Raw genomic sequence first — 23,289 nt, 5'->3', positions numbered from 1 at the left:
ATCCACCTCAAACCGGCCGATCGCGGCAAAACCAGCCGAAAGAGCCGCTAAAATGACCCTCGCATAAGCCGATCTCGCATCAACCAAACGCAAAACGGCCCCACGGCTCCGGTTTTTCCGCAGCCTGCTAAACCGCTCGGCCATCCCTCCATCGTGATTTTCCACGAGGCGCCGTCTCGTTGGCCGCGAGGGCCATGTCGGTAGGACTGCGAGCCATGCTCTAGTGCCTCGCGCAAAGACCTGTCAATCGCCAGGGCTCAATCAGGCGCGTGGAAGCCGTGAATCGCGCCGCCGGGGACCGCGCTCCTATCCATCGACCGGGAGTTGGATTGACAATTCGGTGAAAGGTCGGTCAATTTCGCTTCGCTAATATTTCAAGCAGGGGGAAATCGTGAAGAAGAGCTACGAGAAGCCGATCCTGACGAAGCGCGAGATCCTGTCGCGCGCGACGGCCCAGCAGGTTTCGTCCGTACCACCGCCCCCACCGCCTCCGGCATAAGGGACTTCCAGCCGCTTCTTACCTGAGTCCGGTAGGGCCGATTATCCTTCTGGCGGTGCTTGATGTCGCCGGAAAAGGGCCTTGTAAACCCGGCGCGGGTAGCCTGCAGCACGCATGCTCTGTACCTTTGCCGCAATCTCGCCCTGTTGCTGCCATAATCGGTTAACATCGTGATAAGCAATTCCTGTGCACAAAGGGATTGGGGATCAAGGTGTTGCTGGCATCGGCGGACGCTTGGCTCCGTCGGGTGGCAGTACGGTAGGGGACAATCGAAAACATGCAGACTCCGGCGCGCCCGCGTCTTCGTCGCGCTTCTGCTTTCGCCCTGTGCGCCTTTTCGGGCCTGTTGCTGGCCGCCTGCGCCTCACAACCCGAGCCGAAGGGGATGGTCTACAAGAGAGCCCATCCCAAGGAATATTTCGCCGAATCCGAATATGGCGTGAAGGCAAGCCCGCGCGTCCAGTTCATGCGCCGTGGCGGCGGCCGCGACCAGCTCGGCAAGCCCTATCAGGTTCGCGGCAAGTGGTATTATCCGAAGGAAGATAAGAAGGGCTTCACCAAGGTCGGCCTGGCCTCCTGGTATGGCGATGCCTTTCATGGGCGGTTGACCGCCAATGGCGAAGTCTATGACACGGCGCAACTGACCGCGGCGCATCCGACGATGCCGCTGCCGAGCTACGCCCGCGTCACCAATCTGGATACCGGCAGTTCCGTGATCGTTCGCGTCAACGACCGCGGTCCCTATCATGAAGGCCGCATCATCGACGTCTCCGAACGCGCGGCGCAGATGCTCGACTATGACAAGGTCGGCACCGCCAGGGTCAAAGTCGAATATGTCGGCAGGGCGCCGCTCGACGGTAATGACGATCAGTATCTGGTGGCGTCCTACCGGCCCGGCAACAACCGGCCGGATCCGTCGGACGGTTTGCCGACTGGCGTGATGGTGGCCATGAATGGCCCGTCGCCGAGCTTGTCGGTCGGCGCGCCGCCGGCCGCGGTGCCGTTCCCTGGACAGTTGACCAATTCAGGGCAGGCCTTTGCCGCGCAACCGGGCTTGTCGGATGAAGCCACCGTTCAGCCGGCAGCGTTCTCTACGCAGGGCGGCAGCGATGTCGTGCTGCCCGATTTCGGGCCGATCGTGCCGGAACGTCCGGATCTCGGCCTTCCGCCGAACTCGCCCTTCGCCATGGCTTCGTTGTCCTATGCGGATGAGCGGGTGAAGCGCGCCGATGTCTTTGCCGCGCTCGATGCCGGCGGCATGTCGCCGGCCGATATCCTGCAATCGTGGAAGAAATCAAACCGCCAGGAACAGACGCCTGGGTACGACTACGTCGCCGCCGGTTCCTTCGACGAAGCCGCCGAGGCCAAGCGTGTGGCCGCGGCGCTCGAGCCGTTCGGCCGGACCGAGATCCAGCGCACGGAGCTCGACGGCAATGACTGGTATGCGGTCAATGTCTATCCGGATGGACATGGCAGCATCGACGACCTGCTCCAGGCAGCCTGGTCGCATGGCGCGCCGGACGCGCTGGTTGTGCGTAACTGATCAAATTCGCACTGCACGTTGATCCGGCCGAAAAAACCCTGCTAGCTTGGCCGCGGGGTAGTCTTTGCGCAATTCCGGGCGACTCTCCGGTTTTGCTCAGATTGGGTCGACATTTCATGCAATTGCGCATTCTTCCGCCTTTCGCCAGCCTTCTGGGATTGGTGCTGGCGCTGCTTTGCGCCGCCCCGGCGAGCGCGCAGCTGTTCGAGACCAAGGCGACGCAGGCGTTCATGATCGATGCCGACACCGGCACGGTGCTCTTCGCCAAGGACCCCGACAAGCCGATCCCGCCGGCGTCGATGGCCAAGCTGATGACGATGGAGGTGGTCTTCAACGCCATCAAGGCGAAGCGGATCACACTCGACGACACGTTCGTCGTCAGCGAAAACGCCTGGCGCACCGGCGGCGCGCCGTCCGGGACCTCGACCATGTTCGCCAAGCTCAAATCCGCGGTCCGCGTCGAGGACCTGATCCAGGGCGTCACCGTGCAGGCCGCCAATGACGGCTGCATCGTGCTTGCCGAGGGTATGGCCGGCTCGGAAGCGAATTTCGCGGCGCAGATGACCGATCGCGCCCGCCAGCTCGGCCTGTCGAAATCGACCTTCGTCAATTCGACCGGCCTGCCGGCCGACGGCCAGCAGACGACGGTGCGCGAGCTGACGATGCTGGCGCTGCATCTGTGGCGCGACTATCCCGAGTTCTTCCACTATTACGGCCAGCCGGATTTCACCTGGAACAAGATCGCGCAGCGAAACCGCAATCCGCTGATCGCCATGGGCATCGAGGCCGACGGCTTTGTCGCCGGCGCCAGCGAGCAGGCGGGCTTCGGCCTGGTTGGCACAGTCAGTCACAACGGCGTCCGTGTGATCGCCGCGCTCAGCGGACTGGCGAACGACCGCGAACGCTCCGAGGAGGCGCGCAAGCTGCTGGACTGGGGCTCGCGGTCTTTTCAGAAGACCGAGATCTTCGCCAAGGACGAGGTGGTCGGCGAAGCGCAGGTCTTTGGCGGCGTCAAATCCGGCCTGGCCTTGAAAGCCAAAGGCCCCGTGGACATCTTTCTGCCTATAGCCAACCGCGACAAGCTGACCGCCAGGATCATCTATCAAGGTCCGGTGTCGGCGCCCGTCGAGGAAGGGCAACCGGTCGGTGAGCTGCGCGTTTGGATAGGCGATACGCTGAGCCAGCAGACACCGCTCTATGCCGCCGAGTCGGTGAAGGTGGGCACGCTGCCGCAGCGTGCGCTGGATGCCGTCAAGGAACTCGCTGTCGGCTGGCTGCGTCAGAAACATTTGTGATCGGGCAAGTTCGTGGACCTTTTATCGGACGGGAGCTATGACAGCGGCCAGCACGGGCAAAGGCAGTCTCGATTGGCGAGCGGATTTTTCATCACCTTCGAGGGCGGCGAAGGAGCAGGCAAGTCGACGCAGATCGAGCGGCTGGCGCGGCGTATGCGCGCCAAGAAATACGAGGTTCTGGTCAGCCGCGAACCGGGCGGATCGCCCGGCGCCGAGGCGGTAAGGCACGTTCTTCTGTCCGGCGCGGCCGAGCCGTTCGGACCGAAGATGGAGGCAATCCTGTTCGCCGCTGCTCGGTCCGACCATGTCGAGCAGGTCATTCGGCCGGCGGTCGAGCGTGGCTCGATCGTGCTGTGCGACCGTTTCATCGATTCCTCGCGCGTCTACCAGGGCGTCACGGGCGGCATCGACGCCGATTTCATGAAGGCGCTGGAGGCGGTCGCCATCAACGGCATGATGCCGGACATGACGCTGATCTTCGACATCGATCCCGTTGAAGGCCTAAAGCGGGCGACGGCACGCCGCGGCGCGGGCGACGCCGCCGACCGCTTCGAGAAGGAGACCTTGGCCATCCACCGGCTTCGGCGCGAGGCTTTCCTGGCCATCGCCGAGGCGGAGCCGGAGCGCTGTGTCGTCATCGACGCTTCCGCCGATCCCGACACGGTGGAGAATGTCGTCACCGCCGCTGTCTTCGCGGCGCTGGAAGCGCGGATGCCGGCGCAAAGGATCGAGACGGCGCCGGCATGATCTTCGAACGCATCGCCCCAGAGCAGCATGACACGCTGGACGGCGTGCCCGAGCCGGCCGAAACGCCGCGGCTGATCGGCCACGCGACGGCGGCGGGGATGCTCGCTGGCGCCTACCGCGCGGGCAAGCTGCCGCATGCGCTGATTTTTTCCGGACCGCTCGGCATCGGCAAGGCGACGCTTGCGTTCCACATGGCGCACCATCTTCTAAAAAACCCGGATTTCAGGACGGCGCCCGGCACGCTTGCCGTTCCCGATCCGGCTTCCTCGCTGTTTCGTCAGATCGCCACCGGGGCGCATCCGGGCGTGCTGCATCTGACGCGCCCGGCCAACGACAAGACCAAGAGCTTCAAGACGGTGCTGACCGTGGACGAAATCCGCAGGGTCAGCCGCTTCCTGTCGATGACCTCGCATGACGGCAGCTACCGCGTCGTCATCGTCGACCCGGCCGACGACATGAACACCAACGCCGCCAACGCCTTGCTCAAGAATCTCGAGGAGCCGCCGGCGCGCACCTTGTTCATTCTGATCGTGCACGCGCCGGGCAGCCTGTTGCCGACGATCCGCTCGCGTTGCCAGATGGTGCGGCTGGCACCGCTCGCGGCCGACGAGCTGATGGCCGTGCTGGAGAATGTCGAACCGCCGCCGCCGGACGATCCCGCCGCGCGCGCGGCACTTGCCGAGCGGGCAGGGGGCAGCGCCCGCAACGCCATCCTGCTCACCCAATATGGCGGGCTGGAGATCGCCGGCGCGCTCGACGCACTGGTGGCGGCCGGGAGGCCCGACATTGCCGGCGCGCACCGCCTCGCCGAGGCCGTGGCGGGACGCGACCAGGCGATCCAGTTCGACATCTTCAACCGCCGCGCGCTCGATCTGCTTTCGGACGCCGCCAGCGAAGCGGCGCTGTCCGGCGACCTTGCCAGGGCCAAAACGCTGTCCGAGACTTGGCAGGATGCGCTGAACACGATATCTGAGGCCGAGACCTACAATCTCGACAAGAAGCAGCACGCCCTGACCATGATCGACCGCCTGAATTCTGCGATGCGAATGTGACGGCCCGTTTGATGCATGCCGTTGGCCCACTTTCGGGCGGCATGCATTGGCCTCGGGATGGCAATCGACGTTCCGATGCGATATCCACCGCCACAACTCACATTCAGATATTCATGACGGTTCATTCATGTCACGCGACACATTCTACATCACGACCGCGATCTCCTACCCGAACGGCAAGCCGCATATCGGCCATGCCTACGAACTGATCGCCACCGACGCGCTCGCCCGCTTCCAGCGGCTCGACGGCAAGGACGTCTTCTTCCTGACCGGCACCGACGAGCACGGCATCAAGATGCTGCAGACGGCGCGCAAGGAAGGCATCGCGGCGCGCGAGCTCGCCGACCGCAACTCGGCCGAGTTCCGGCGCATGGCGACCGCGCTCAACGCTTCCAACAATGATTTCATCCGCACCACCGAGGAGCGGCATTATGTGTCCTCCCAGGCGATCTGGAAGGCGATGGCCGCCAATGGCGACATCTACAAGGGCGGCTATGCCGGCTGGTACTCGGTGCGCGACGAAGCCTATTACGGCGAGGAGGAGACCGAGCTCCGCGCCGACAATGTGCGCTACGGACCGCAGGGAACGCCTGTCGAATGGGTCGAGGAGGAAAGCTATTTCTTCCGCCTTTCGACCTATCAGGACAAGCTCCTCACGCTCTACGAGAGCCAGCCCGATTTCATTGGTCCGGCCGAGCGTCGCAACGAAGTGATGAGCTTCGTCAAATCGGGGCTGAAGGACCTGTCGATCTCGCGCACCACCTTCGACTGGGGCGTGCCGGTGCCAGGCGACGAGAAGCATGTGATGTATGTGTGGATCGACGCCTTGACCAACTACATCACCGGCATAGGCTATCCCAATGAAAAGGATGAGAAATGGCGGTTTTGGCCAGCTGACGCTCACATCATCGGAAAGGACATCGTCCGCTTCCATACCGTGTATTGGCCGGCCTTCCTGATGTCGGCGGGAATCCCGCTGCCGAAACGCGTCTTCGCACATGGCTTCCTGTTCAACCGCGGCGAGAAGATGTCGAAGTCGGTCGGCAACGTCATCGATCCCTTCACGATGGTGGACCACTACGGCGTCGACCAGGTGCGTTATTTCTTCCTACGCGAGGTGCCGTTCGGCCAGGACGGCAACTACAGCCATGAGGCGATCGTCAACCGCACCAACGCCGATCTCGCCAACGGCCTCGGCAATCTGGCGCAGCGGTCGCTGTCGATGATCGCCAAGAATTGCGGCGGCGCGGTGCCGAGGCGCGACGAGCTGGCGGAGGCCGATACGGCGATCCTCGACCAGGCGATCGAAGCGCTGGCCGTTTCGCGCCGGGCGATGGCGGAGCAGGGCATCCATCTGGCGCTGGCGGCGATCTTCGGCGTGGTGGCGGAAGCGGACCGCTATTTCGCCTCCCAGGAGCCGTGGGCGCTGAAGAAGACCAATCCGGAGCGGATGGAAACGGTCTTGTGGACAACGGCCGAACTGGTGCGACGCGTGGCACTCCTTTGCCAGCCCTTCATTCCGGGATCGGCGGCCAAGCTGCTCGACCTGCTGGCGGTGCCTGTGGACAGGCGTGCTTTCGAGCACGTCCATGCCGACCACTCGCTGGTGCCCGGCACCGCATTGCCGGCGCCGGAGGGCGTGTTCCCGCGTTATGTCGAGCAGGGCGCCTGATGCTGGTCGACAGCCATTGCCATCTCGACTTTCCGGACTTCGCCGAGGAGCGGGCGGCTATCGTCGCCCGCGCGCTCGCCGCCGGAGTAGGCCGTATGGTCACGATCTCGACGCGCGTGAAGCGCTTTCAGCAGATCCTTGAAATCGCTGAAACTTTCGACGAGGTCTATTGCTCGGTCGGCACCCATCCGCATCAAGCGGCGGAAGAACTTGATGTGACCGCCGACGAGCTGGTGCGGCTCGCCGAGCATCCAAAGGTGGTGGCGATCGGCGAAGCCGGGCTGGATTACTACTATGACAAGGCGCCGCGCGATGCGCAGGCGCAAGGTTTTCGCACCCATATCGCCGCGGCACGCAGGACCGGCCTGCCGTTGGTCATCCATGCGCGCAATGCCGACGACGACATGGCGTCGATCCTCGAGGACGAGACAGGGAAGGGCGCCTTCCCTTTCATCCTGCATTGTTTTTCGTCCGGGCGCAGGCTGGCCGAAGTCGGCGTGGCGCTGGGCGGCTACGTTTCTTTCTCCGGCATCCTGACATTCAAGAATTCCCCCGAGTTGCGCGCCATCGCGGCCGATGTTCCGCGCGACCGGCTGCTGGTCGAGACCGACGCGCCCTACCTTGCGCCAATCCCTTATCGTGGAAAACGCAACGAACCGGCCTATGTGGCGAACACGGCGAAGGTGCTTGCCGAGACCATCGGCGTCAGCGAGGCTGAAATCGCCGATATTACTACCGGCAACTTCTTCAGGCTGTTCACCAAGATGCCGCGTCCGGACGTGGCGCCGACATGAGCGACCGGCTGCGCTTCACCATCCTTGGCTGCGGCTCATCGCCAGGCACGCCGCGCATCACCGGCGATTGGGGCAATTGCGATCCCGCGAATCCGAAGAACCGGCGCATGCGCACGGCAGCCCTGGTCGAGCGCATTGCCACCAACGGCGCGCGCACCACAGTCGTCATCGACACGGGACCGGATTTCCGCCAGCAGATGCTGATGGCTTCGGTCAGGCATATCGACGCCGTCGTCTATACCCATCCGCATGCCGACCATATCCATGGCATCGACGATCTGCGTGGCTTTGTGCACGACCAGCGGCACAGGATCGACATCCACGCCGACGAACCGACGATGGAGCGGCTGCGCCAGGCCTTCGGCTATTGCTTCGAGACGCCGCCCGGAAGCTCGTATCCGCCGATCGTCAAGGCCCACATCATCGATCACGCGCGCCCGGTTACGATCGAAGGCGAGGGGGGCGCCCTCACCTTTGAGCCGCTGCCGCAATTCCATGGCGATATCATTTCGCTCGGCTTCCGTATCGGCGGACTTGCCTACTGCCCGGATATAAGCGGCTTCCCGGAGGCCACCGTCGAGCGTTTGGGCAGCCTCGACGTGCTGGTGATCGACGCGCTGCAGTACAACACGCATCCCAGCCATCTGTCGCTCGGCCAGGCATTGGGCTGGATCGAGAAACTGGCACCAACGAAAGCCGTGCTGACACATATGCACGTGCCGCTGGACTACGCCGTGGTCATGGCTGAGACGCCGGAGCACGTGGCGCCGGCCTATGACGGCATGGTGATCGAAATCCCTTACGAGTGAGAGCGATAGCGGCAACTGCTCAGTTGGTGTCGCAGCCGGTCATTCATGGGTTTGGCTGGTAGCCCGAATTCGCAAAGTGGCGCCATTGGCGACAAACACCGTGGACGAAAGCCGCGGCAATTTCTAGGGTCGGCGCCTAACACGCAAGTTCCATAATCTATCTTATGCGACTTACGGATATGACAGCCGATCGCCGCTCCGGAACTAATCGCCTGAATAGCCGATCCGGCGACTTCATCCCGAGAGGCCGCCGAGGAACCCCGCCCGCGACGAGAACTTCGGCAGTGTCATCGCCGTCACTGCAGATCCGACAGCTCGTCATCGAGAATCAGCGCCTGCCGGGCCCTTGGCCATCAGCGCCGCATAGGTCGTGTTGAGACGATCCTCCCACACGTTGACCTCGCGGTTCGCGCAATCGATCAGTCCCAGTTGCGACTGGCCGTCGTCGCTCTCAAAAGAGCACAGTTCGGTCACGTAGTTGATGCACGAGGCAGGTTCGTGTCCGGCGAGCTTGATGGCATTGTCGATATGGATAGCCGAGGCGCGTAATTTCTCCCCGGCCGTTGCCGGCGACAAGGCGGCAAGGAGCAAAGCACAAACCGCCAGTATCAGAACGCTTTTCATCGCTGTAGCCCCATTGTGTTGCGCGAGATGCGAATTGTCGCAAAACTCCGGGCTGAAGCAACTACCCTGCCCCAAGCTGCCGTCGCGCCGCGGCGCAACAATGAAAGCATCCGGACAATGACCGCCACGCCTTCCTTTCTCGGCTGTCCCGATCATCTCTCCGACGGCCGCGTGCCGCGAGCCGTGATCTTCGGAGCGGGTCATGGAAGCACCTATCGGGGCCAGGACAGCAGCGGCTATGCCGAGGCCGCCAATGCCATCCGCACCGCCAGCCAGGATGATGCCCCGCTGGTCGAGCACTGGGATTTCGATCTCGGTGGCCCATTGTTCAATGGCGGGCCGGGCTGCTGCACCGACGCCGGCGATATCTTGACCATCATGCACGACAATGCCGGCAACCGGGCCCGGATCGAGGCAAAGACGCGCGAAGTCCTGTCTCTGCCGGCCGTGCCGATCATGCTTGGCGGTGACGATTCCGTCGTCATTCCGTTCCTTGCCGGCTTCGCCGACCGTGGACCCATCTGGATCCTGCAGATCGACGCCCACATCGACTGGCGCGACGAAGTTCATGGCGAGCGCCATGGTTATTCGAGCCCGATGCGGCGGGCGAGCGAGATGCCGCATGTGGCAGGGATGGTGCAAGTCGGCCTGCGCAGCGTCGGCAGCGCACGCCACGCCGAAATCGAAGCAGCGCGGCGCTATGGCAGCCGCTTCGTGACGGCGCGCGAGGTTCACGCTCAAGGCGTGGAGGTCGCTCTGCGGCATATTCCCGAAGGCGCGCAGGTCGTTGTCACCCTCGACTGCGACGGTCTTGATCCTGGCATCATGCCGGGCGTGGCGGCGCGCACGCCCGGCGGCCTCTCCTACACCCAGGCAATTGACTTGATTGCCGGCCTTGGCAGGCGGGCCTGGATCGCTGGATTCGACCTCGTCGAGTTCTACGCTCCCGCTGACATTGACGGCCTGTCGGCCCTGACAGCCGCCCGACTTGTCGTCAACGCGATAGGCGCTGTAGTCCGGCAAGTGTAGAAGCTGGGCAACCGCTCGTCAGGAGCTTCGTTTGCGCCAATTATATTAGAGATTACTGTTTTGTTGACCGCCCCCATGCATCCTTCAAATTAATAGGTAATGCGACTAATTCATCACACTTTATTTTCAAATATTCGTCTATGTTCAAGCACCGATGGGATTTGGGTGGATCGGAGGACTTCAGTGAAGAGACTTATTGCAATTGCCGCGCTGGCTGGGCTAAGCGCGACCGCTGCTTCGGCCGCGGATATGGCTGGCCCGATTGCCGGCTCGGCCTATGACTGGAGCGGCTTCTATGCCGGCGCGCATATCGGCGTCGCCAATGGCGACATAACGGCCACCGACGTCACGCAACCGAATGGCGGTTTCTTTACCGATGCGGTTCCCGCCGGAACCGAGGGGTTCCATTTCCGCGATACGAATATCGCCGGCGGCGTGCATGTCGGCGCCCAGTATCAGTGGAACCAATTCGTGCTGGGCGGCGAAGCCTCGTGGACTGCGACGGGAATAAGGAAGACGATCGTCAGTCCCTATTTCCCGGACAGCGATACCGAGACCGGTCGAATCCAGCATTATGCAACGGTGGTAGGCCGGATCGGCTATGCCTTCGACCGCGTCCTGATCTACGCCAAGGGCGGCTATGCCGGCGGCGAGGTCGGCTTCAAGGCGCGCGACAACGACGCTCTCGTCACTTACGAGCAGAACGACTGGCACAATGGCTATGCCATCGGCGCAGGCATCGACTATGCCCTCACCGACAAGCTGAGCCTCGGCGTCGACTACACGCATATCGATCTCGGCTCCAAGACCAGCACCGGACCCAATGTGTTCGACAACGGTTCGCTCGGAAACAATCCGGAGACATACAAGGTCAAGGCCAGGGCCGACGTCGTCATGGCGAGGTTGAGCTACAAGTTCGGCAATTGACCGATCGATAGTCCCGATTTGGATTGGCCCGGCCCCGCGCCGGGCTTTCCTTTGCCGGGCTTTTCTTTGTTGTGTCGGAAGCGGGCGCTGCCCGTTTAGAAAAACCCTTCGAGAAACGTGGCCGCTTCCTCCGAAATGCCGACGATCTTGTTCGTCGCCTGGCGGTAGAATTTGAAGTTGAGCTCGGTCTCGGGCCGGCCGTCGTTCCAATCCTTGAAGCGCCTGAGCTCATCGCGGCCTAGCCGTCCCGTCGCCAAGGCGGCGCGGCGAATGGAAACGCTGACGCGCGGCGTCTGCCGTTCGAGATCGGGACGTCTCGGGATAGCCTCTGAAGAGGTCACGACGCCACGCGCGACAAGCCCCTGCCCGCCTTCGTTCTCGCCGGCGAACAGGAAGACGATGTCGCCTTCAGCGATGTGCTTGCCGCCATACATAGTCTTCTGGGCGGCGAAGATGAATGTCTCCGCCCGAGGATCCTCGATCTGCGCCTTCACGGCATATGCCATGCTCTACGGTTCCCAGCTGAGGCCTATCCGGTAGCTCAGGACGCGCCGGCTGCCCGGCTCGATCAGCATGACGCCGGGTTTGTCGGCGAACTCGCCGTCGAAATCGATGGGGCTGGCGATGCCGTGCCAGGGCTCGATGCACAGGAAGGGCGCGCCGTCGGGCTTGGACCAGATGCCGAGCTCATTGAATCCCTGCCATGACATATCGATCGCCGGACCTTGGCTTGCGGCGTAGCGCACGCTGGTGCTGTCCGGCCTGTCGAGGATGACGGCGTCGTCGACGAACAGTTTTTCGGAAAGCGGCAGCGTCTTTCCTTCGATGGGCGTCGGCAGCGGGTCCGGCAGCAGCAGGCCGTCCTTCAGGCGGCGGACCGGCGCCGCTTCATTGTCGGCGAAGGTCAACCGGTAGGCCTCCTTGGGCAGTTCCGGCAGCAGCGGCCAGTTGAACGCCGGATGCGCACCGATCGAGGCCGGCAGCGGCTCGTCTCCGGTATTGGTGATCTCGAAGGTGACGCCAAGTTGCCGGGGTTTCAGGTCGTAGCCGATGGCGAGGCGAAAGGCGAAGGGGTAGTGGGTTCGCGTCTCCGCGTCATCCGTCAGCACCAATGTGCAGGAGGTCGGCCCCTGCTCCGCCCAGGCAAAACGCCGGTCACGGGCAAAGCCATGCTGCGTCATCGGATAGGTTTGTCCGCGATGGCGCAGCTGGTCGCCCTTCAGTCGGCCGACGATCGGGAACAGGACCGGCGAATGGCGGCGCCAGGCCGGCCCCGCCTGCCACAGAAGCTCGGTACCGTCGGCATCGCGCAGCGAGATCAGTTCGGCCCCCTGCTCGACGATGGTCGCCGAGATCCCGTCAGCGTGAAGCGTCACCTGTTCCATTGCATCCTCGCGGCTGGCTGATCTGGCCGGCAGGCTAGCAAAAGGCCGCGCGTGAACTCAAGCGCGGCAGGCATGCGGCACCTCACACGGCGGTGCACGGCGATAGGACAAAAAATGGCCGGAGGTTTCCCTCCGGCCAGCCGAGGTCAGCAATGCTGCCTGCTACGGTCCAGCTATTCGCGCTCGCCGGTGAAATTTAGCAGCAGCTGGAAGATGTTGATGAAGTTCAGATAGAGCGAGAAGGCGCCGAAGACGGCGAGCTTCTGCAGCGATTCCGCGTCGAAATTCTCTGCATACTGCTCCTTGATCGTCTGCGTGTCCCAGGCAGTGAGGCCGACGAAGACGGCAATACCAATCACCGAAATGGCGAATTGCAGCGCGGTCGAGCCGAGGAACAGGTTGACCAGGCTCGCGATCACCACACCGATCAGGCCCATGATCAGGAAGGACGAGAACTGCGTCAGGTCGCGCCTGGTCGTGTAGCCGTAGAGGCTGGTGGCGCCGAACATTGTGGCGGCGATGAAGAAGGTGCGCGCGATGCTAGTCGAGGTGAAGACCAGGAACACCGAGGCGAGCGACAGGCCCATGACCGCGCAGAAGGCCCAGAACATCGTCTGCGCGCTCGCCGCCGACATGGTCTGCATCTTGAACGAGAAGATCATGACGAAGGCGAGCGGCGCCAGCATCACCACCCATTTCAGCGGGCTGGAGAAGATCGGCACGTAGAGCGCCGGCGTCGAGGCCACGAAGAGGGCGACGAGGCCGGTGACGACGAGACCGAGGCCCATATAGTTGTAGACGCGCAGCATGTGCTTGCGCAGGCCCTCGTCATAGACGGCTCCGGCCTGGACGCCGGTGCCCATTCGGTATCCCAGATTGGGGCTGTTCATTCGGTTCTCCTTGGTTTCTCAGTAGAGGGTTCTGGCCAGCTTTTCGGCGGCACGGTCGAGATTGCCGGCGTCGCCGCGCCCGATCACGGCATAGGCGACCTCGCCGATCTGGAAATAGGCAGTCGAGATGTCGTCGGAGGGCGAGACCGTCGGCTTCACGACGTCGAACGTGCCCGGCCTGATGGCGAACAGCGAGACGAGGCCGAGGTCCCCGGTCTCGACCGCCACCTCGACGCTCGGCCCGAATTGCGAGGGGTAGACCTGGACGTCGCGGATCTTCCAGTCCTCGGGCAGCGACGGCATGACGATCGCAGTGGCTGCACGGATCTCGTCGGCATCGTAGCCCGGCGCCTCTTTCTGCGACGGCATCGTCTCGCGCATCAAGGTCGTCCGGTGCGCTCTCACCGCATCCTCGACATACGCCGGCGGCTGCGTCGAGGCGACCACCTTGGTGACCGCGATCGGTCCGAAAATGCCGTTGGCCAGCCAGCCCGCCGCGACCAGCACGGCCGCCGCCGCGGCGCGCTGCAGCACGGCAAGCATACGCCCCCTCGCTAGCGCCCGCTCCAGCCGTCGCGCCGCTTCGGTCGTGGCCGGACGGGCCATGCCGACGGGTCCGGCAAGCGCGACGCGAAGTTCGTCGCGCGTCCTCAGGTCCGACATCACGCGCGCCGCCGCTTCCGGGCGCGCGGCGAGGTGCGCCTCGACCTCGATGCGGCGGGCGACATCGAGCTGGTCGTCGACATAGGCGTCGAGATCGGCATCGGTCACGGGGTCGACACTAGCGGTCATTGATCGTCTCCCACGATCCTGAGATGTGGCCGGGCTTTCTGCGGCCCGCTATCCTCCATCTCGCGCAGCGCGGCACGCGCGCGGCCGATGCGCGACATCAGCGTTCCGAGCGGCACGCCGATGACCTCGGCCGCCTGCTGATAGGAAAGCCCTTCGATGGCGACGAGATGGAGCGCGGAGCGCTGTTCCTCGGGGAGCGAAAGAAACGCCTCCCTGACCTGCGACAGGCGCACCGAATGGTCCTGCGACGCCGGCACGCTCCGGTCGGCGACGAGACCGGCCTGTTCGATGCGCGCCGTCTCGGAGCGGCGCGAGCGCATGCGGTCGATGAACATGTTGTGCAAGATCGCCAAGAGCCAGGCGCGCAGATTGCCGCCCGAGCGAAAGGTCGTGCGCCGCTCATAGGCGCGCACCAGCGTGTCATGGACGAGATCCTCGGCGTCGGCGCTGTCGCGCGTCAGCGAGCGCGCGTAACGCCGCAGCGATCCCAACTGCCCGACAATATCGAAGCGTGCCATCGACCGTTTCATGCCCTGTTTACGGAGCATGTAGGGAATTTAATCCCCTGCCCGGCATTCTTTTCGTGTCGCCGTCTGTGAGGAAACCGCTGGCGCGGCGGGGGCGATTTGCGTATCACTCCGCCGCCATTGGAGTCCTTTTCGATGTTCGAGACCCTGCAGCCCGCACCCGCCGACAAGATCCTTGCCCTGATCGGCCTCTATCGCAACGATCCACGTCCGGGCAAAGTCGACCTTGGTGTCGGCGTCTACAAGGACATCGACGGCAAGACGCCGGTGATGCGCGCCGTGCGCGAAGCCGAGAAGCAGATGCTGGCCACCCAGGACACCAAGACCTATCTCGGCCTTGCCGGCGATACCGGCTTCAACGCCGCCATGACCAAGCTTACCTTTGGCGACAAGGCCGACCTGTCGCGCATCCGCGCAGCCCAGGCGCCGGGCGGCTCGGGCGCGCTCAGGCTGGTGGCGGAGCTGCTGCAGCGCACGCGCCCGGGCGCGACCGTCTGGCTGTCCGATCCGACCTGGCCGAACCATCCGCCCGTGATGCGCGCCGCCGGCCTTGAGGTTCGCAACTATCCCTATTTCGATGCCGCTTCGGGTTCCGTCCGCTTCGACGAGATGCTGGCGACGCTCAGGACGGCTAACAGCGGCGATGTCGTGCTGCTGCATGGCTGCTGCCACAACCCGACCGGCGCCAATCTCGATCTCGATCAGTGGGCGAAGGTCGCCGACGTTCTCCTGGAGCGCGGCCTGCTGCCTTTCGTTGATATCGCCTATCAAGGCTTTGGCGAGGGCCTGGACGCCGACGCCGCGGGTCTGCGGCTGCTGGCCGGCAAGGTTCCTGAATTGGTCGTCGCCTCGAGCTGCTCGAAGAATTTCGCCGTCTATCGTGACCGCGTGGGCGCCGCGATGATCATGGCCAAGGACGGCGCGCAGGCGGACGTGGCGATGAGCCAGATGCTGGCGGCGGCGCGCGCGCTTTATTCGATGCCGCCGGATCATGGCGCGGCGGCCGTGCGCATGGTGCTGGAAGACGCTGGTCTGAGGAAAGACTGGGAGACGGAGCTCGAGGAGATGCGGCTGCGCATGCTGAGACTCCGCGTCGCCTTCGCAGAGGCGCTGCGCCGGCAGTCCAACTCCGACCGCTTCGATTTCGTCGCCAGCCATCGCGGCATGTTTTCCAGGCTTGGGCTGACGGAGGCACAGGTCGAGCGCCTGCGCACCGAGCATGCCGTCTATATGGTCGGTGACAGCCGCATCAACGTCGCCGGCCTGCCGGAAGACGGCATGGACGATCTCGCCAAGGCGATCGTCTCGGTGCTCGACTGAAGCCTGCGACAGCTGTGGACAAGTCACGCCAGCGAGCCGCCGAGATGGTCGGCTTGCGGGCTGCGCGTTAGGCTTGAGGCTATGAAACCCTCGAAAGACATTTCCCGGCTGATCGAGATCATGGCGGCGCTGCGCGCGCCGAAGACCGGCTGCCCCTGGGATATCGAGCAGAATTTCACGACCATCGCGCCCTACACGATCGAGGAGGCCTATGAAGTGGCCGATGCGATCGCGCGCGGCGATTTCGACGACCTGCGCGAGGAACTGGGCGACCTGCTGCTCCAGGTCGTCTATCACGCGCAGATGGCCGAGGAGATCGGTGAGTTTGCTTTCGGCGATGTCGTCGAGGCCATCACCACCAAGATGATCCGCCGCCATCCGCATGTCTTCGGCGATGAGAAGGCGCGCAGCGCCGGAATGGCCAAGGGCATGTGGGAGAAGATCAAGGCGGCGGAAAAGGCCGAGAAGCGCGACGCCCGCATCGCGCGCGGGCTCGATCCGGAAGATCACGGCAAAGGTTTTCTCGACAGCGTGCCGGTGGCGCTCCCTGCCCTGACACGCGCGCTCAAGCTGCAGGAGAAAGCAGCGCGCGTCGGCTTCGACTGGAGCGAGGCAGCCCCCATCCTGGACAAGATCGAGGAGGAAATCGGCGAATTACGCGAAGCGCTTGCCACCGGCGACGCCGCTCCGATCAAGGACGAGTTCGGCGACATGCTGTTTGCCGTCGTCAATCTCGGCCGCCACCTCAAGCTCGATTCGGAAGTGGCGCTCAGCGGCACCAATGAAAAGTTCCGTTCGCGCTTCCACTATGTCGAGCAAGCCCTGGCGGCTTCGGGCGGTTCCCTGGAGAAGGCCACGCTCGACGAGATGGAAGCGCTCTGGCAGCAGGCCAAAAGCGCCAAGTAATCAGCCGGTTAGCTGCCGTTCTTGCGATGCAGGCGGCTCTCGATCTCCTGCCGGGCGCTGTGCGTGGCCGTCAGCGACAGGGTGACGCTGCCGTCCTCGTTGTCGGTGCGCGAAACAACATCGCCGTTGCGGTAGAGCCAGTCGACCTGGCCGAGCTGGGCCGGGCTCAACGTCACCGTCATCGTTTCCAGCTCGCCCGACACCCGTGTCTCGATGAGCGCCTTCAACGTGTCTATTCCCTCGCCGGTCACCGCCGAAATGGCGATCGGCGGCGACTTGCCGCTTGCGCCCTCCGCAAGCAGCCGCTCGCGATTGCCCTCGTCGAGCAGATCGATCTTGTTCCAGACCTCGATCACGCGGTTCGTGTCGGCGGCGTCGACGCCGAGATCGGCAAGGATGCGTTCTACATCCTCGGCCTGAGCCGCCGTGTCCGGATCGGAGATGTCGCGCAGATGCAGCACCAGATCGGCCTCGACAACCTCTTCCAGCGTCGCCCGGAAGGCGGCGACCAGATGAGTCGGCAGGTCGGAGATGAAGCCGACCGTGTCCGACAGGATGATCGGCGTGCCGTGCGGTAGCCGCACGCGCCGCAGCGTCGGGTCGAGCGTCGCGAACAGCATGTCCTCGGCCAGCACCCCTGCCCCGGTCAGTCGGTTGAACAGCGTCGACTTGCCGGCATTGGTGTAGCCGACGATCGCCACCACCGGAAAAGGCACCTTCTTGCGCTTGGCGCGGTGCAGGTCGCGCGTGCGCCGCACCGTTTCCAGCTCGTGCTTCAGCTTGGTGATCTTGTCCTGCAGGATGCGGCGGTCGGATTCGATCTGGGTTTCGCCGGGACCGCCGAGGAAGCCGGCGCCGCCGCGCTGCCGCTCGAGGTGGGTCCAGCTGCGCACCAGCCGGCCCTTCTGGTAGTTGAGATGAGCTAGCTCGACCTGCAGCGTGCCTTCCTTGGTGCGCGCCCGCTCGCCGAAGATTTCGAGAATGAGCCCGGTGCGGTCGAGCACCTTGGCGTTCAGTTCCTTTTCGAGATTGCGCTGTTGAACCGGCGTCAGCGGATGGTCGACAATGACCAGCTCCGCCTTGCGTTCTTTCACGATGTCGGCGAACTCGGCCACCTTGCCGCTGCCGAGCAGCGTTGCCGGCCGCGGGTCGGCGACCGTCACCACCGCGGTGTGGACCGGATCGAGGTCGATGGCGCTGGCAAGCCCGACCGCCTCGTCATGGCGGGCATCCGCCGAGCGGGTCAGACGCGGACGGCTGGTTTCCTCGTCGCCGCGTGGCTGGCGGGTAAGCACCGGCACAATGACGACAGCCCGGGTCGGATCCTTGGCTTCCGGCCCGAGTTGATGTCCTTGTTTTCCGCGAACGCTGCGGTCCGCGTCCTTATCACGTGCCAATCAGGCGCCCTGGCTTTCCTCGCCATCGAACATCTGAACCGGCTGGCTCGGCATGATCGTGGAAATGGCGTGCTTGTAGACGAGCTGGGAGTGCCCGTCGCGCCGCAACAACACACAAAAATTGTCGAACGAAGTGACGACGCCGGTCAGCTTCACGCCGTTGATGAGGAAGATGGTAAGTGGATTTTTGCTCTTGCGAACTGAATTCAGGAACAGGTCCTGAAGGTTTTGCGATCGTTCCGCCATTTTTCTTGTCTTTCGCCGATCCCCTTCGGTTTGCGGCCAGTGCGCCAAATTACGCGGCACCTGTCAAGCGCACAAACCCCCTCTTGCCGATACAAAGGCAAGCAGAACGAGATAGTTGAGGTTCATTCCAGTTGTGCGGTATCAGGCTGGACTTTTTTCCGCAACGTCAAAAAAGGCCTGCCGCAACGAAAGTGTCATAGAGCCGGGATGGCCATTTGCGATCGGCGCGCCGTCGATTTCGATCACCGGCATGGCGATTGTGGTCGCCGAACTGATGAACGCTTCCCTGGCTGCCTTGGCCTCAGTGACCGAAAAACCGCGCTCCTCGATCTTGAGGCCGAGCTTGGCGGCGACATCGAAAAGCGTTGTGCGGGTGATGCCGCGCAGGATGCCGTGCTCGGCCGGCCGGGTCACCAGGACGCCGTCCCGGGTTACGATCCAGGCGTTCGACGAGCCGCCTTCCTTGACGTTGCCATCGGCGTCGACGAACCAGGCTTCCTGGGCGCCGGCTTCCTTGGCCTTCTGCTTGGCGAGTACATTGGGCAACAGGCCCGTGCTCTTGATGTCGACGCGGTCCCAGCGATTCTCAGGCACGGTGATGACCTTGATGCCGGTCTCCACCCGTTTCGCCGCCGCGGCCGGATCGGCCTTTCTGGCGGTTATGACCAGGGAAGATTTCGTCCCCGCCGGCGGAAAAACGAACTCGCGGCTGGCGACGCCGCGTGTCACCTGCACATAGACAAGGCCGTTCACCACGCCGTTGCGATTGACCACCTCGCGCAGCAGCATCGGCAACACGCCTTCCGATACCGGCCAGGCGATCGACAGTTCCTTCAGCGAGCGCTTAAGCCGGGCAAGATGGCGCGGCATGTCGACGATATGGCCGCGCGCCACCTCGCAGACCTCATAGACGCCGTCGGCGAACTGATAGCCGCGGTCCTCGATGTGGACGCTGGCTTGGGCATGGACGACATAGCGCCCGTTGACATAGGCAATGCGCGGCATGGGCATCCTCAGGGAAAAAACGTCCGGCTTTCTTAGGCGATTCCGCCGTTGCCGTACCGGACAATCGGCTAAGCCACGCCGGTCCTACACACCCAGCGACTTCAGCTTGCGATGCAAGGCCGACCGCTCCATGCCGATGAATTCGGCCGTCTTCGAGATGTTGCCGCCGAAGCGGTTGATCTGGGCGATCAGATAGTCCTTCTCGAACTGCTCGCGTGCCTCGCGCAGCGGCAGCGCCATGATGTGCTGGTCCGACTGATTGGGCGTGCGTGGCATCACGTCGCCGATCTCGGAGGGCAGAAGGTCGGCGGTGATCGGGGCATCGGGATTTTCCCCTCGCGCCAGGATCATCAGGCGTTCGACGTTGTTGCGCAGCTGGCGAACGTTGCCCGGCCAGTTATGGGCCTGCAGCACCGCCAGCGCGTCGTCGCCGATGCGGCGCGGCTTGATACCGGCCTGGCGCGCGATCTGCTTCATGAAATTGTCGACGAGATAGGGAATGTCCTCACGCCGCTCGGCAAGCCCCGGCACCATGACCGGGACCACGGCCAGGCGGTGGTAGAGGTCCTCGCGGAAGCGGCCGTCGGCGATCATCGCCTCGAGGTTTTGCGAGGTGGACGAGATGATGCGGACATCGACCTTGACGCGCTTGGTGCCGCCTACCCGCTCGAACTGCTGTTCGACCAGCACGCGCAGGATCTTGTTTTGCGTCTCGCGCGGCATGTCGGCAACTTCGTCGATGTAGAGGATGCCGCGATGCGCTTCCTCCAGCGCGCCGACCTTACGCTCGGTGCCGTTCGATTCGGTACCGAACAGCTCGATCTCCATGCGCTCTGGCGTGATGGTGGCCGCGCTCAGCGTCACGAACGGGCCAGCCTTGCGCGACGACAGCGCGTGGATGGCGCGCGCCGTCAGTTCCTTGCCGGAGCCGGACGGGCCGACGATCATGACGCGGCTGTTGGTGGGCGCGACGCGCTCGATGGTTTGCCGCAACTGGCTCATGGCCGACGACATGCCGATCAGGTCGAAGGTCTCGCCGCTGCGCTGCTTCAGGTCGGAAACCTCGCGCCGCAACTTGGACGTTTCGAGCGCTCGCTCGGCGATCAGGATCAGGCGATCGGCCTTGAACGGCTTCTCGATGAAGTCATAGGCGCCGCGCCGGATGGCCGAGACCGCGGTTTCGATGTTGCCGTGTCCGGAGATCATCACCACCGGCATGTTCGGATGCATGGTCTTGATCTCGTCGAGCAGCGCCAGGCCGTCGAGGCGCGAGCCCTGCAGCCAGATGTCGAGGAAAATCAGCCGCGGCGCGCGATCGGCGATCGCCGCAAGCGCGCTGTCGGCGTCATGCGCCGTACGGGTTTCATGACCCTCGTCGCTCAGGATACCGGCGACAAGTTCACGGATGTCTTCCTCGTCATCGACGATGAGAATGTCAGACGCCATTACCGACCTTTTCAGTTTCTCGTTCGTGTTCGTTTCGACCTTCACCGCGTGGCGGCGCGGCTACGACCGTCGCCGGCGGCAGGATGATCGAGATCATCGCGCCCCGGCCACCATGGAAATCCACTGGCGCGTCGTGCAATTCGAGACGGCCGCCATGGTCTTCCACGATCTTCTTGACGATAGCGAGGCCAAGTCCGGTGCCCTTCTCGCGCGTCGTCATATAGGGCTCGAGAAGCCTTTGGCGATTCTCGCGCGGCAGCCCCTTGCCGTTGTCGATAACGTCGATTCGTATGGCACCATCTTGGCGCCCCGCTTGAATCCGGATTGTGCCGTCCGAGCGATCCTCCGGATCAAGTCCGTCGATCGCCTCGGCGGCGTTCTTGATGACGTTGCCGAAGGCCTGCGCCATCAGGCGGCTGTCGAAAGTGCCCTTCAACGGCTCGCTGCCGAAATCGCGCTGGAAAGCGATGTCGGGGCGGCTGACCTCGACCAGGAAAGAGGCCTCGCGCAGCGACTCACGAAGGTCGATCGCCTTCATCTCCGGCTTCGGCATGCGGGCGAAGGCCGAGAATTCGTCCACCATGCGGCCGATGTCCTCGACCTGGCGGATGATGGTATCGGTGCACTGGTCGAAGACCTCGCGATCCTCGGTGATGACCTTGCCGTAGCGGCGCCTGATGCGCTCGGCCGAGAGCTGGATCGGCGTCAGCGGGTTCTTGATCTCATGCGCGATGCGCCGCGCCACATCCGCCCAGGCCGAGGAACGCTGCGCCTGGACGAGATCGGTGATGTCGTCGACCGTGACCACGTAGGATTTCTCTTCCTCGCCGTCGTCGCCGGACTCGACGGTGACCTGGACGTTGAACGTGCGCTCCAGACCGGTGCGGAAGAAGGTCACCTGCTCGCGGTAGACCGGCTTGCCCGACTGGCGTCCGATCTCGAAGACCCGGCCGACAAGGGGCAGGACCGCCGAAAGGTTCTGGCCGAGCGTCGCACTTGCCGAAATCGCCAGCATGGTTTCGGCCGAGCGATTGACGATGGTGATAATGCCGTAGGGGTCGACGCCGATGACGCCTGCGGTGACGCCGGCCAGCACCGCCTCGGAGAAACGCCGGCGCTCGTCGATCAGATCCTTGGCCGAAAGGAGCTCGTTGCGCTGCGATTTGAGCTCGAGGATCATGTTGTTGAAGGTCTCGCCGAGCGAGGCGACATCGCCGTCGGATTGGCGCACGGGCACGGCGACGTCGAGATTGCCGGTGGCCACTTCGTCGGCGGCGCCGATCAGCTGACGGATCGGCCGCACGATCCGGTCGGCAACGGCGATGCCGGTCCAGATCGCCGACAGGATAATGATCAGCGTGAGCGACAGGTAAGGCAATGCAAAGGCGACCTGCGAGGTGCGGCGGTTATCCTCGAGGTTGCGGTATTCGTCGGTGTTGGAGCTGACGATCTGGCGCGCCTTGATGACGTCCGGATCTACCAGCCGGATCGTATAGAGGTAGAGCCCTTCGATCTCGCGCAGCTTGATGATGGCGCCCATGATGTTGCGGGTGCGCGGCTCGATCAGCACCGGCTTGCCGGCCGCCGCGGTGTCGACGGCGCCCGCCGGCGGCTCAGGCATGGCGAAGTCGGCGTCGGTCTTGGCTTTCATGACGAACGAGCCGTCAGGCTTGATCAGGGCGGCGTGCGCCAGTCCGCGGCCAACGGCTTCCTTGTTCAACAGATCGAGGAAACCACTGCGGTCGAGGCCGTAGAGCGTGCGCGAGGCGTCGAGATCGTAGGCCATCGACAATGTCGTGCCCTGCAGGTTGCGCGCGTTCTCCTGCACATAGGCGTCGGCGATCGACAGCGACGAGTTGACGATCGTCTTGGTGCGGATCTCGAACCAGCGGTCGAGGCCGATGTCGAGCGTGATTGAGGCGATGATCGCCACCATGATGGCCGGGATGGCGGCAACCAGCGCGAACATCGCGACGATGCGCACATGCAGCCGCGAGGCGGCCCTGCCGTGGCGCCGCGCCAGGACGATGCGGCGCACCTCGCGGGCGATCAGCGCGATCAGGAACAGAACAAAGACAGCGTTGGCCGCGACGAGGGCCCAGGTCGTGTCGGCGGTCGGCGCGATCGGCGTTGCGCCGACCAGGATGGCAAACGAGATCGCCGCCGTGATCACCGCGCCGGCGATGGCGACCACGCCGGGCAGCGCCAGCAGTCGTCGGCCGTCACGCGTGCCGGCCTGACTGAAAAGCGGTTGGTTCAGGGTCGGAGCCTCAGCTGCCATGTCGCGGTACAGAGTCGGTCATTGCGTCGGATGTATGCAACGCATTGTGGCGATTATGCAACAAGTGTGGCCGAGGAGGAAATCTTTCCCCCGTCAATTCGCC

22 protein-coding genes are annotated in these 23,289 nt (G+C 63.8%); 11 read left to right on the top strand and 11 right to left on the bottom strand.

The window, feature by feature from the left end:
* The first annotated feature begins 776 nt into the window (after window positions 1–776).
* The 7 genes from EN852_RS31855 (at window position 777) to EN852_RS31825 (ending at window position 8,411) form a co-directional block, all read left to right on the top strand.
* Window positions 777–2,042, top strand: a complete 1,266-nt coding sequence (locus tag EN852_RS31855) for a septal ring lytic transglycosylase RlpA family protein (RefSeq protein WP_127879822.1) — start codon at window positions 777–779, stop codon at window positions 2,040–2,042.
* Between the two features lie 116 nt (window positions 2,043–2,158).
* The gene (locus EN852_RS31850; protein ID WP_127879823.1) at window positions 2,159–3,337 is read left to right on the top strand and encodes a D-alanyl-D-alanine carboxypeptidase family protein; all 1,179 of its coding nucleotides are present in this window, start codon (window positions 2,159–2,161) and stop codon (window positions 3,335–3,337) included.
* 72 nt (window positions 3,338–3,409) lie between these two features.
* A complete protein-coding gene (gene tmk, locus EN852_RS31845) occupies window positions 3,410–4,084 on the top strand; it encodes a dTMP kinase (protein WP_127879824.1) in 675 nt (224 codons plus the stop codon).
* Complete coding sequence (locus EN852_RS31840; protein WP_127879825.1) at window positions 4,081–5,136, top strand: DNA polymerase III subunit delta'; 1,056 nt, start codon at window positions 4,081–4,083, stop codon at window positions 5,134–5,136. The genes tmk and EN852_RS31840 overlap by 4 nt, the downstream gene beginning before the upstream one ends.
* Window positions 5,137–5,263: 127 nt before the next feature.
* On the top strand, window positions 5,264–6,808 hold the full coding sequence (gene metG / locus EN852_RS31835; RefSeq protein ID WP_127879826.1) for a methionine--tRNA ligase: 1,545 nt from the start codon (window positions 5,264–5,266) through the stop codon (window positions 6,806–6,808).
* Window positions 6,808–7,602 (top strand): TatD family hydrolase, encoded by a 795-nt coding sequence (locus EN852_RS31830; protein WP_127879827.1) that lies wholly within the window; start codon window positions 6,808–6,810, stop codon window positions 7,600–7,602. Before metG ends, EN852_RS31830 begins: the two co-directional genes overlap by 1 nt.
* A complete protein-coding gene (locus tag EN852_RS31825; protein WP_127879828.1) occupies window positions 7,599–8,411 on the top strand; it encodes an MBL fold metallo-hydrolase in 813 nt (270 codons plus the stop codon). The genes EN852_RS31830 and EN852_RS31825 overlap by 4 nt, the downstream gene beginning before the upstream one ends.
* A gap of 318 nt (window positions 8,412–8,729) precedes the next feature.
* On the opposite strand, the gene EN852_RS31820 is transcribed toward EN852_RS31825, so the two are convergent.
* Entirely contained in the window at window positions 8,730–9,035 is a 306-nt protein-coding gene (locus EN852_RS31820; RefSeq protein WP_127879829.1) for a lysozyme inhibitor LprI family protein, read from the bottom strand.
* Window positions 9,036–9,152: 117 nt separating this feature from the next.
* Between EN852_RS31820 and EN852_RS31815 the strand changes: the two genes are divergently transcribed.
* Both EN852_RS31815 and EN852_RS31810 read left to right on the top strand, forming a co-directional pair.
* Complete coding sequence (locus tag EN852_RS31815) at window positions 9,153–10,064, top strand: agmatinase (protein WP_127879830.1); 912 nt, start codon at window positions 9,153–9,155, stop codon at window positions 10,062–10,064.
* Between the two features lie 183 nt (window positions 10,065–10,247).
* The gene (locus EN852_RS31810; RefSeq protein ID WP_189546298.1) at window positions 10,248–10,991 is read left to right on the top strand and encodes an outer membrane beta-barrel protein; all 744 of its coding nucleotides are present in this window, start codon (window positions 10,248–10,250) and stop codon (window positions 10,989–10,991) included.
* Between the two features lie 95 nt (window positions 10,992–11,086).
* On the opposite strand, the gene EN852_RS31805 is transcribed toward EN852_RS31810, so the two are convergent.
* The 5 genes from EN852_RS31805 to EN852_RS31785 all read right to left on the bottom strand — a co-directional run bounded on the left by EN852_RS31805 (window position 11,087) and on the right by EN852_RS31785 (window position 14,576).
* Window positions 11,087–11,497: a hypothetical protein gene (locus tag EN852_RS31805; protein WP_127879832.1), complete on the bottom strand. Its 411-nt coding sequence runs from the start codon at window positions 11,495–11,497 to the stop codon at window positions 11,087–11,089.
* A 3-nt stretch (window positions 11,498–11,500) separates the two neighbouring features.
* Window positions 11,501–12,376: an aldose 1-epimerase family protein gene (locus EN852_RS31800; protein WP_127879833.1), complete on the bottom strand. Its 876-nt coding sequence runs from the start codon at window positions 12,374–12,376 to the stop codon at window positions 11,501–11,503.
* A gap of 173 nt (window positions 12,377–12,549) precedes the next feature.
* Window positions 12,550–13,266 (bottom strand): Bax inhibitor-1/YccA family protein, encoded by a 717-nt coding sequence (locus EN852_RS31795; RefSeq protein ID WP_127879834.1) that lies wholly within the window; start codon window positions 13,264–13,266, stop codon window positions 12,550–12,552.
* Between the two features lie 18 nt (window positions 13,267–13,284).
* Entirely contained in the window at window positions 13,285–14,058 is a 774-nt protein-coding gene (locus tag EN852_RS31790) for an anti-sigma factor (RefSeq protein ID WP_127879835.1), read from the bottom strand.
* Window positions 14,055–14,576: a sigma-70 family RNA polymerase sigma factor gene (locus tag EN852_RS31785; protein WP_246694468.1), complete on the bottom strand. Its 522-nt coding sequence runs from the start codon at window positions 14,574–14,576 to the stop codon at window positions 14,055–14,057. The genes EN852_RS31790 and EN852_RS31785 overlap by 4 nt, the downstream gene beginning before the upstream one ends.
* A 144-nt stretch (window positions 14,577–14,720) precedes the next feature.
* Here EN852_RS31785 and EN852_RS31780 point away from each other — a divergent pair, with 144 nt between their 5' ends.
* Entirely contained in the window at window positions 14,721–15,905 is a 1,185-nt protein-coding gene (locus EN852_RS31780; RefSeq protein ID WP_127879837.1) for an amino acid aminotransferase, read from the top strand.
* Window positions 15,906–15,986: 81 nt separating this feature from the next.
* The gene (mazG, locus tag EN852_RS31775; RefSeq protein ID WP_127879838.1) at window positions 15,987–16,811 is read left to right on the top strand and encodes a nucleoside triphosphate pyrophosphohydrolase; all 825 of its coding nucleotides are present in this window, start codon (window positions 15,987–15,989) and stop codon (window positions 16,809–16,811) included.
* 8 nt (window positions 16,812–16,819) lie between these two features.
* Here mazG and hflX read toward each other — a convergent pair whose 3' ends face one another.
* From hflX to EN852_RS31750, 5 genes are all read right to left on the bottom strand, one after another.
* Window positions 16,820–18,208 (bottom strand): GTPase HflX, encoded by a 1,389-nt coding sequence (gene hflX / locus EN852_RS31770; RefSeq protein WP_127879839.1) that lies wholly within the window; start codon window positions 18,206–18,208, stop codon window positions 16,820–16,822.
* A complete protein-coding gene (gene hfq / locus EN852_RS31765) occupies window positions 18,209–18,454 on the bottom strand; it encodes an RNA chaperone Hfq (protein WP_006202172.1) in 246 nt (81 codons plus the stop codon).
* A 141-nt stretch (window positions 18,455–18,595) separates the two neighbouring features.
* A complete protein-coding gene (locus EN852_RS31760; RefSeq protein WP_127879840.1) occupies window positions 18,596–19,459 on the bottom strand; it encodes a D-amino-acid transaminase in 864 nt (287 codons plus the stop codon).
* 84 nt (window positions 19,460–19,543) lie between these two features.
* Window positions 19,544–20,905 (bottom strand): sigma-54 dependent transcriptional regulator, encoded by a 1,362-nt coding sequence (locus EN852_RS31755; protein WP_042642304.1) that lies wholly within the window; start codon window positions 20,903–20,905, stop codon window positions 19,544–19,546.
* Window positions 20,895–23,186: a PAS domain-containing sensor histidine kinase gene (locus EN852_RS31750; protein ID WP_127879841.1), complete on the bottom strand. Its 2,292-nt coding sequence runs from the start codon at window positions 23,184–23,186 to the stop codon at window positions 20,895–20,897. Before EN852_RS31750 ends, EN852_RS31755 begins: the two co-directional genes overlap by 11 nt.
* Window positions 23,187–23,289 lie beyond the last annotated feature (103 nt).

Source organism: Mesorhizobium sp. M2E.F.Ca.ET.209.01.1.1 (genome assembly GCF_004010375.2).
Classification (GTDB): Bacteria; Pseudomonadota; Alphaproteobacteria; order Rhizobiales; family Rhizobiaceae; genus Mesorhizobium.
The sequence above is the reverse complement of the archived record's forward strand: the minus strand, read 5'-3'. Positions and strand labels throughout refer to the sequence as shown.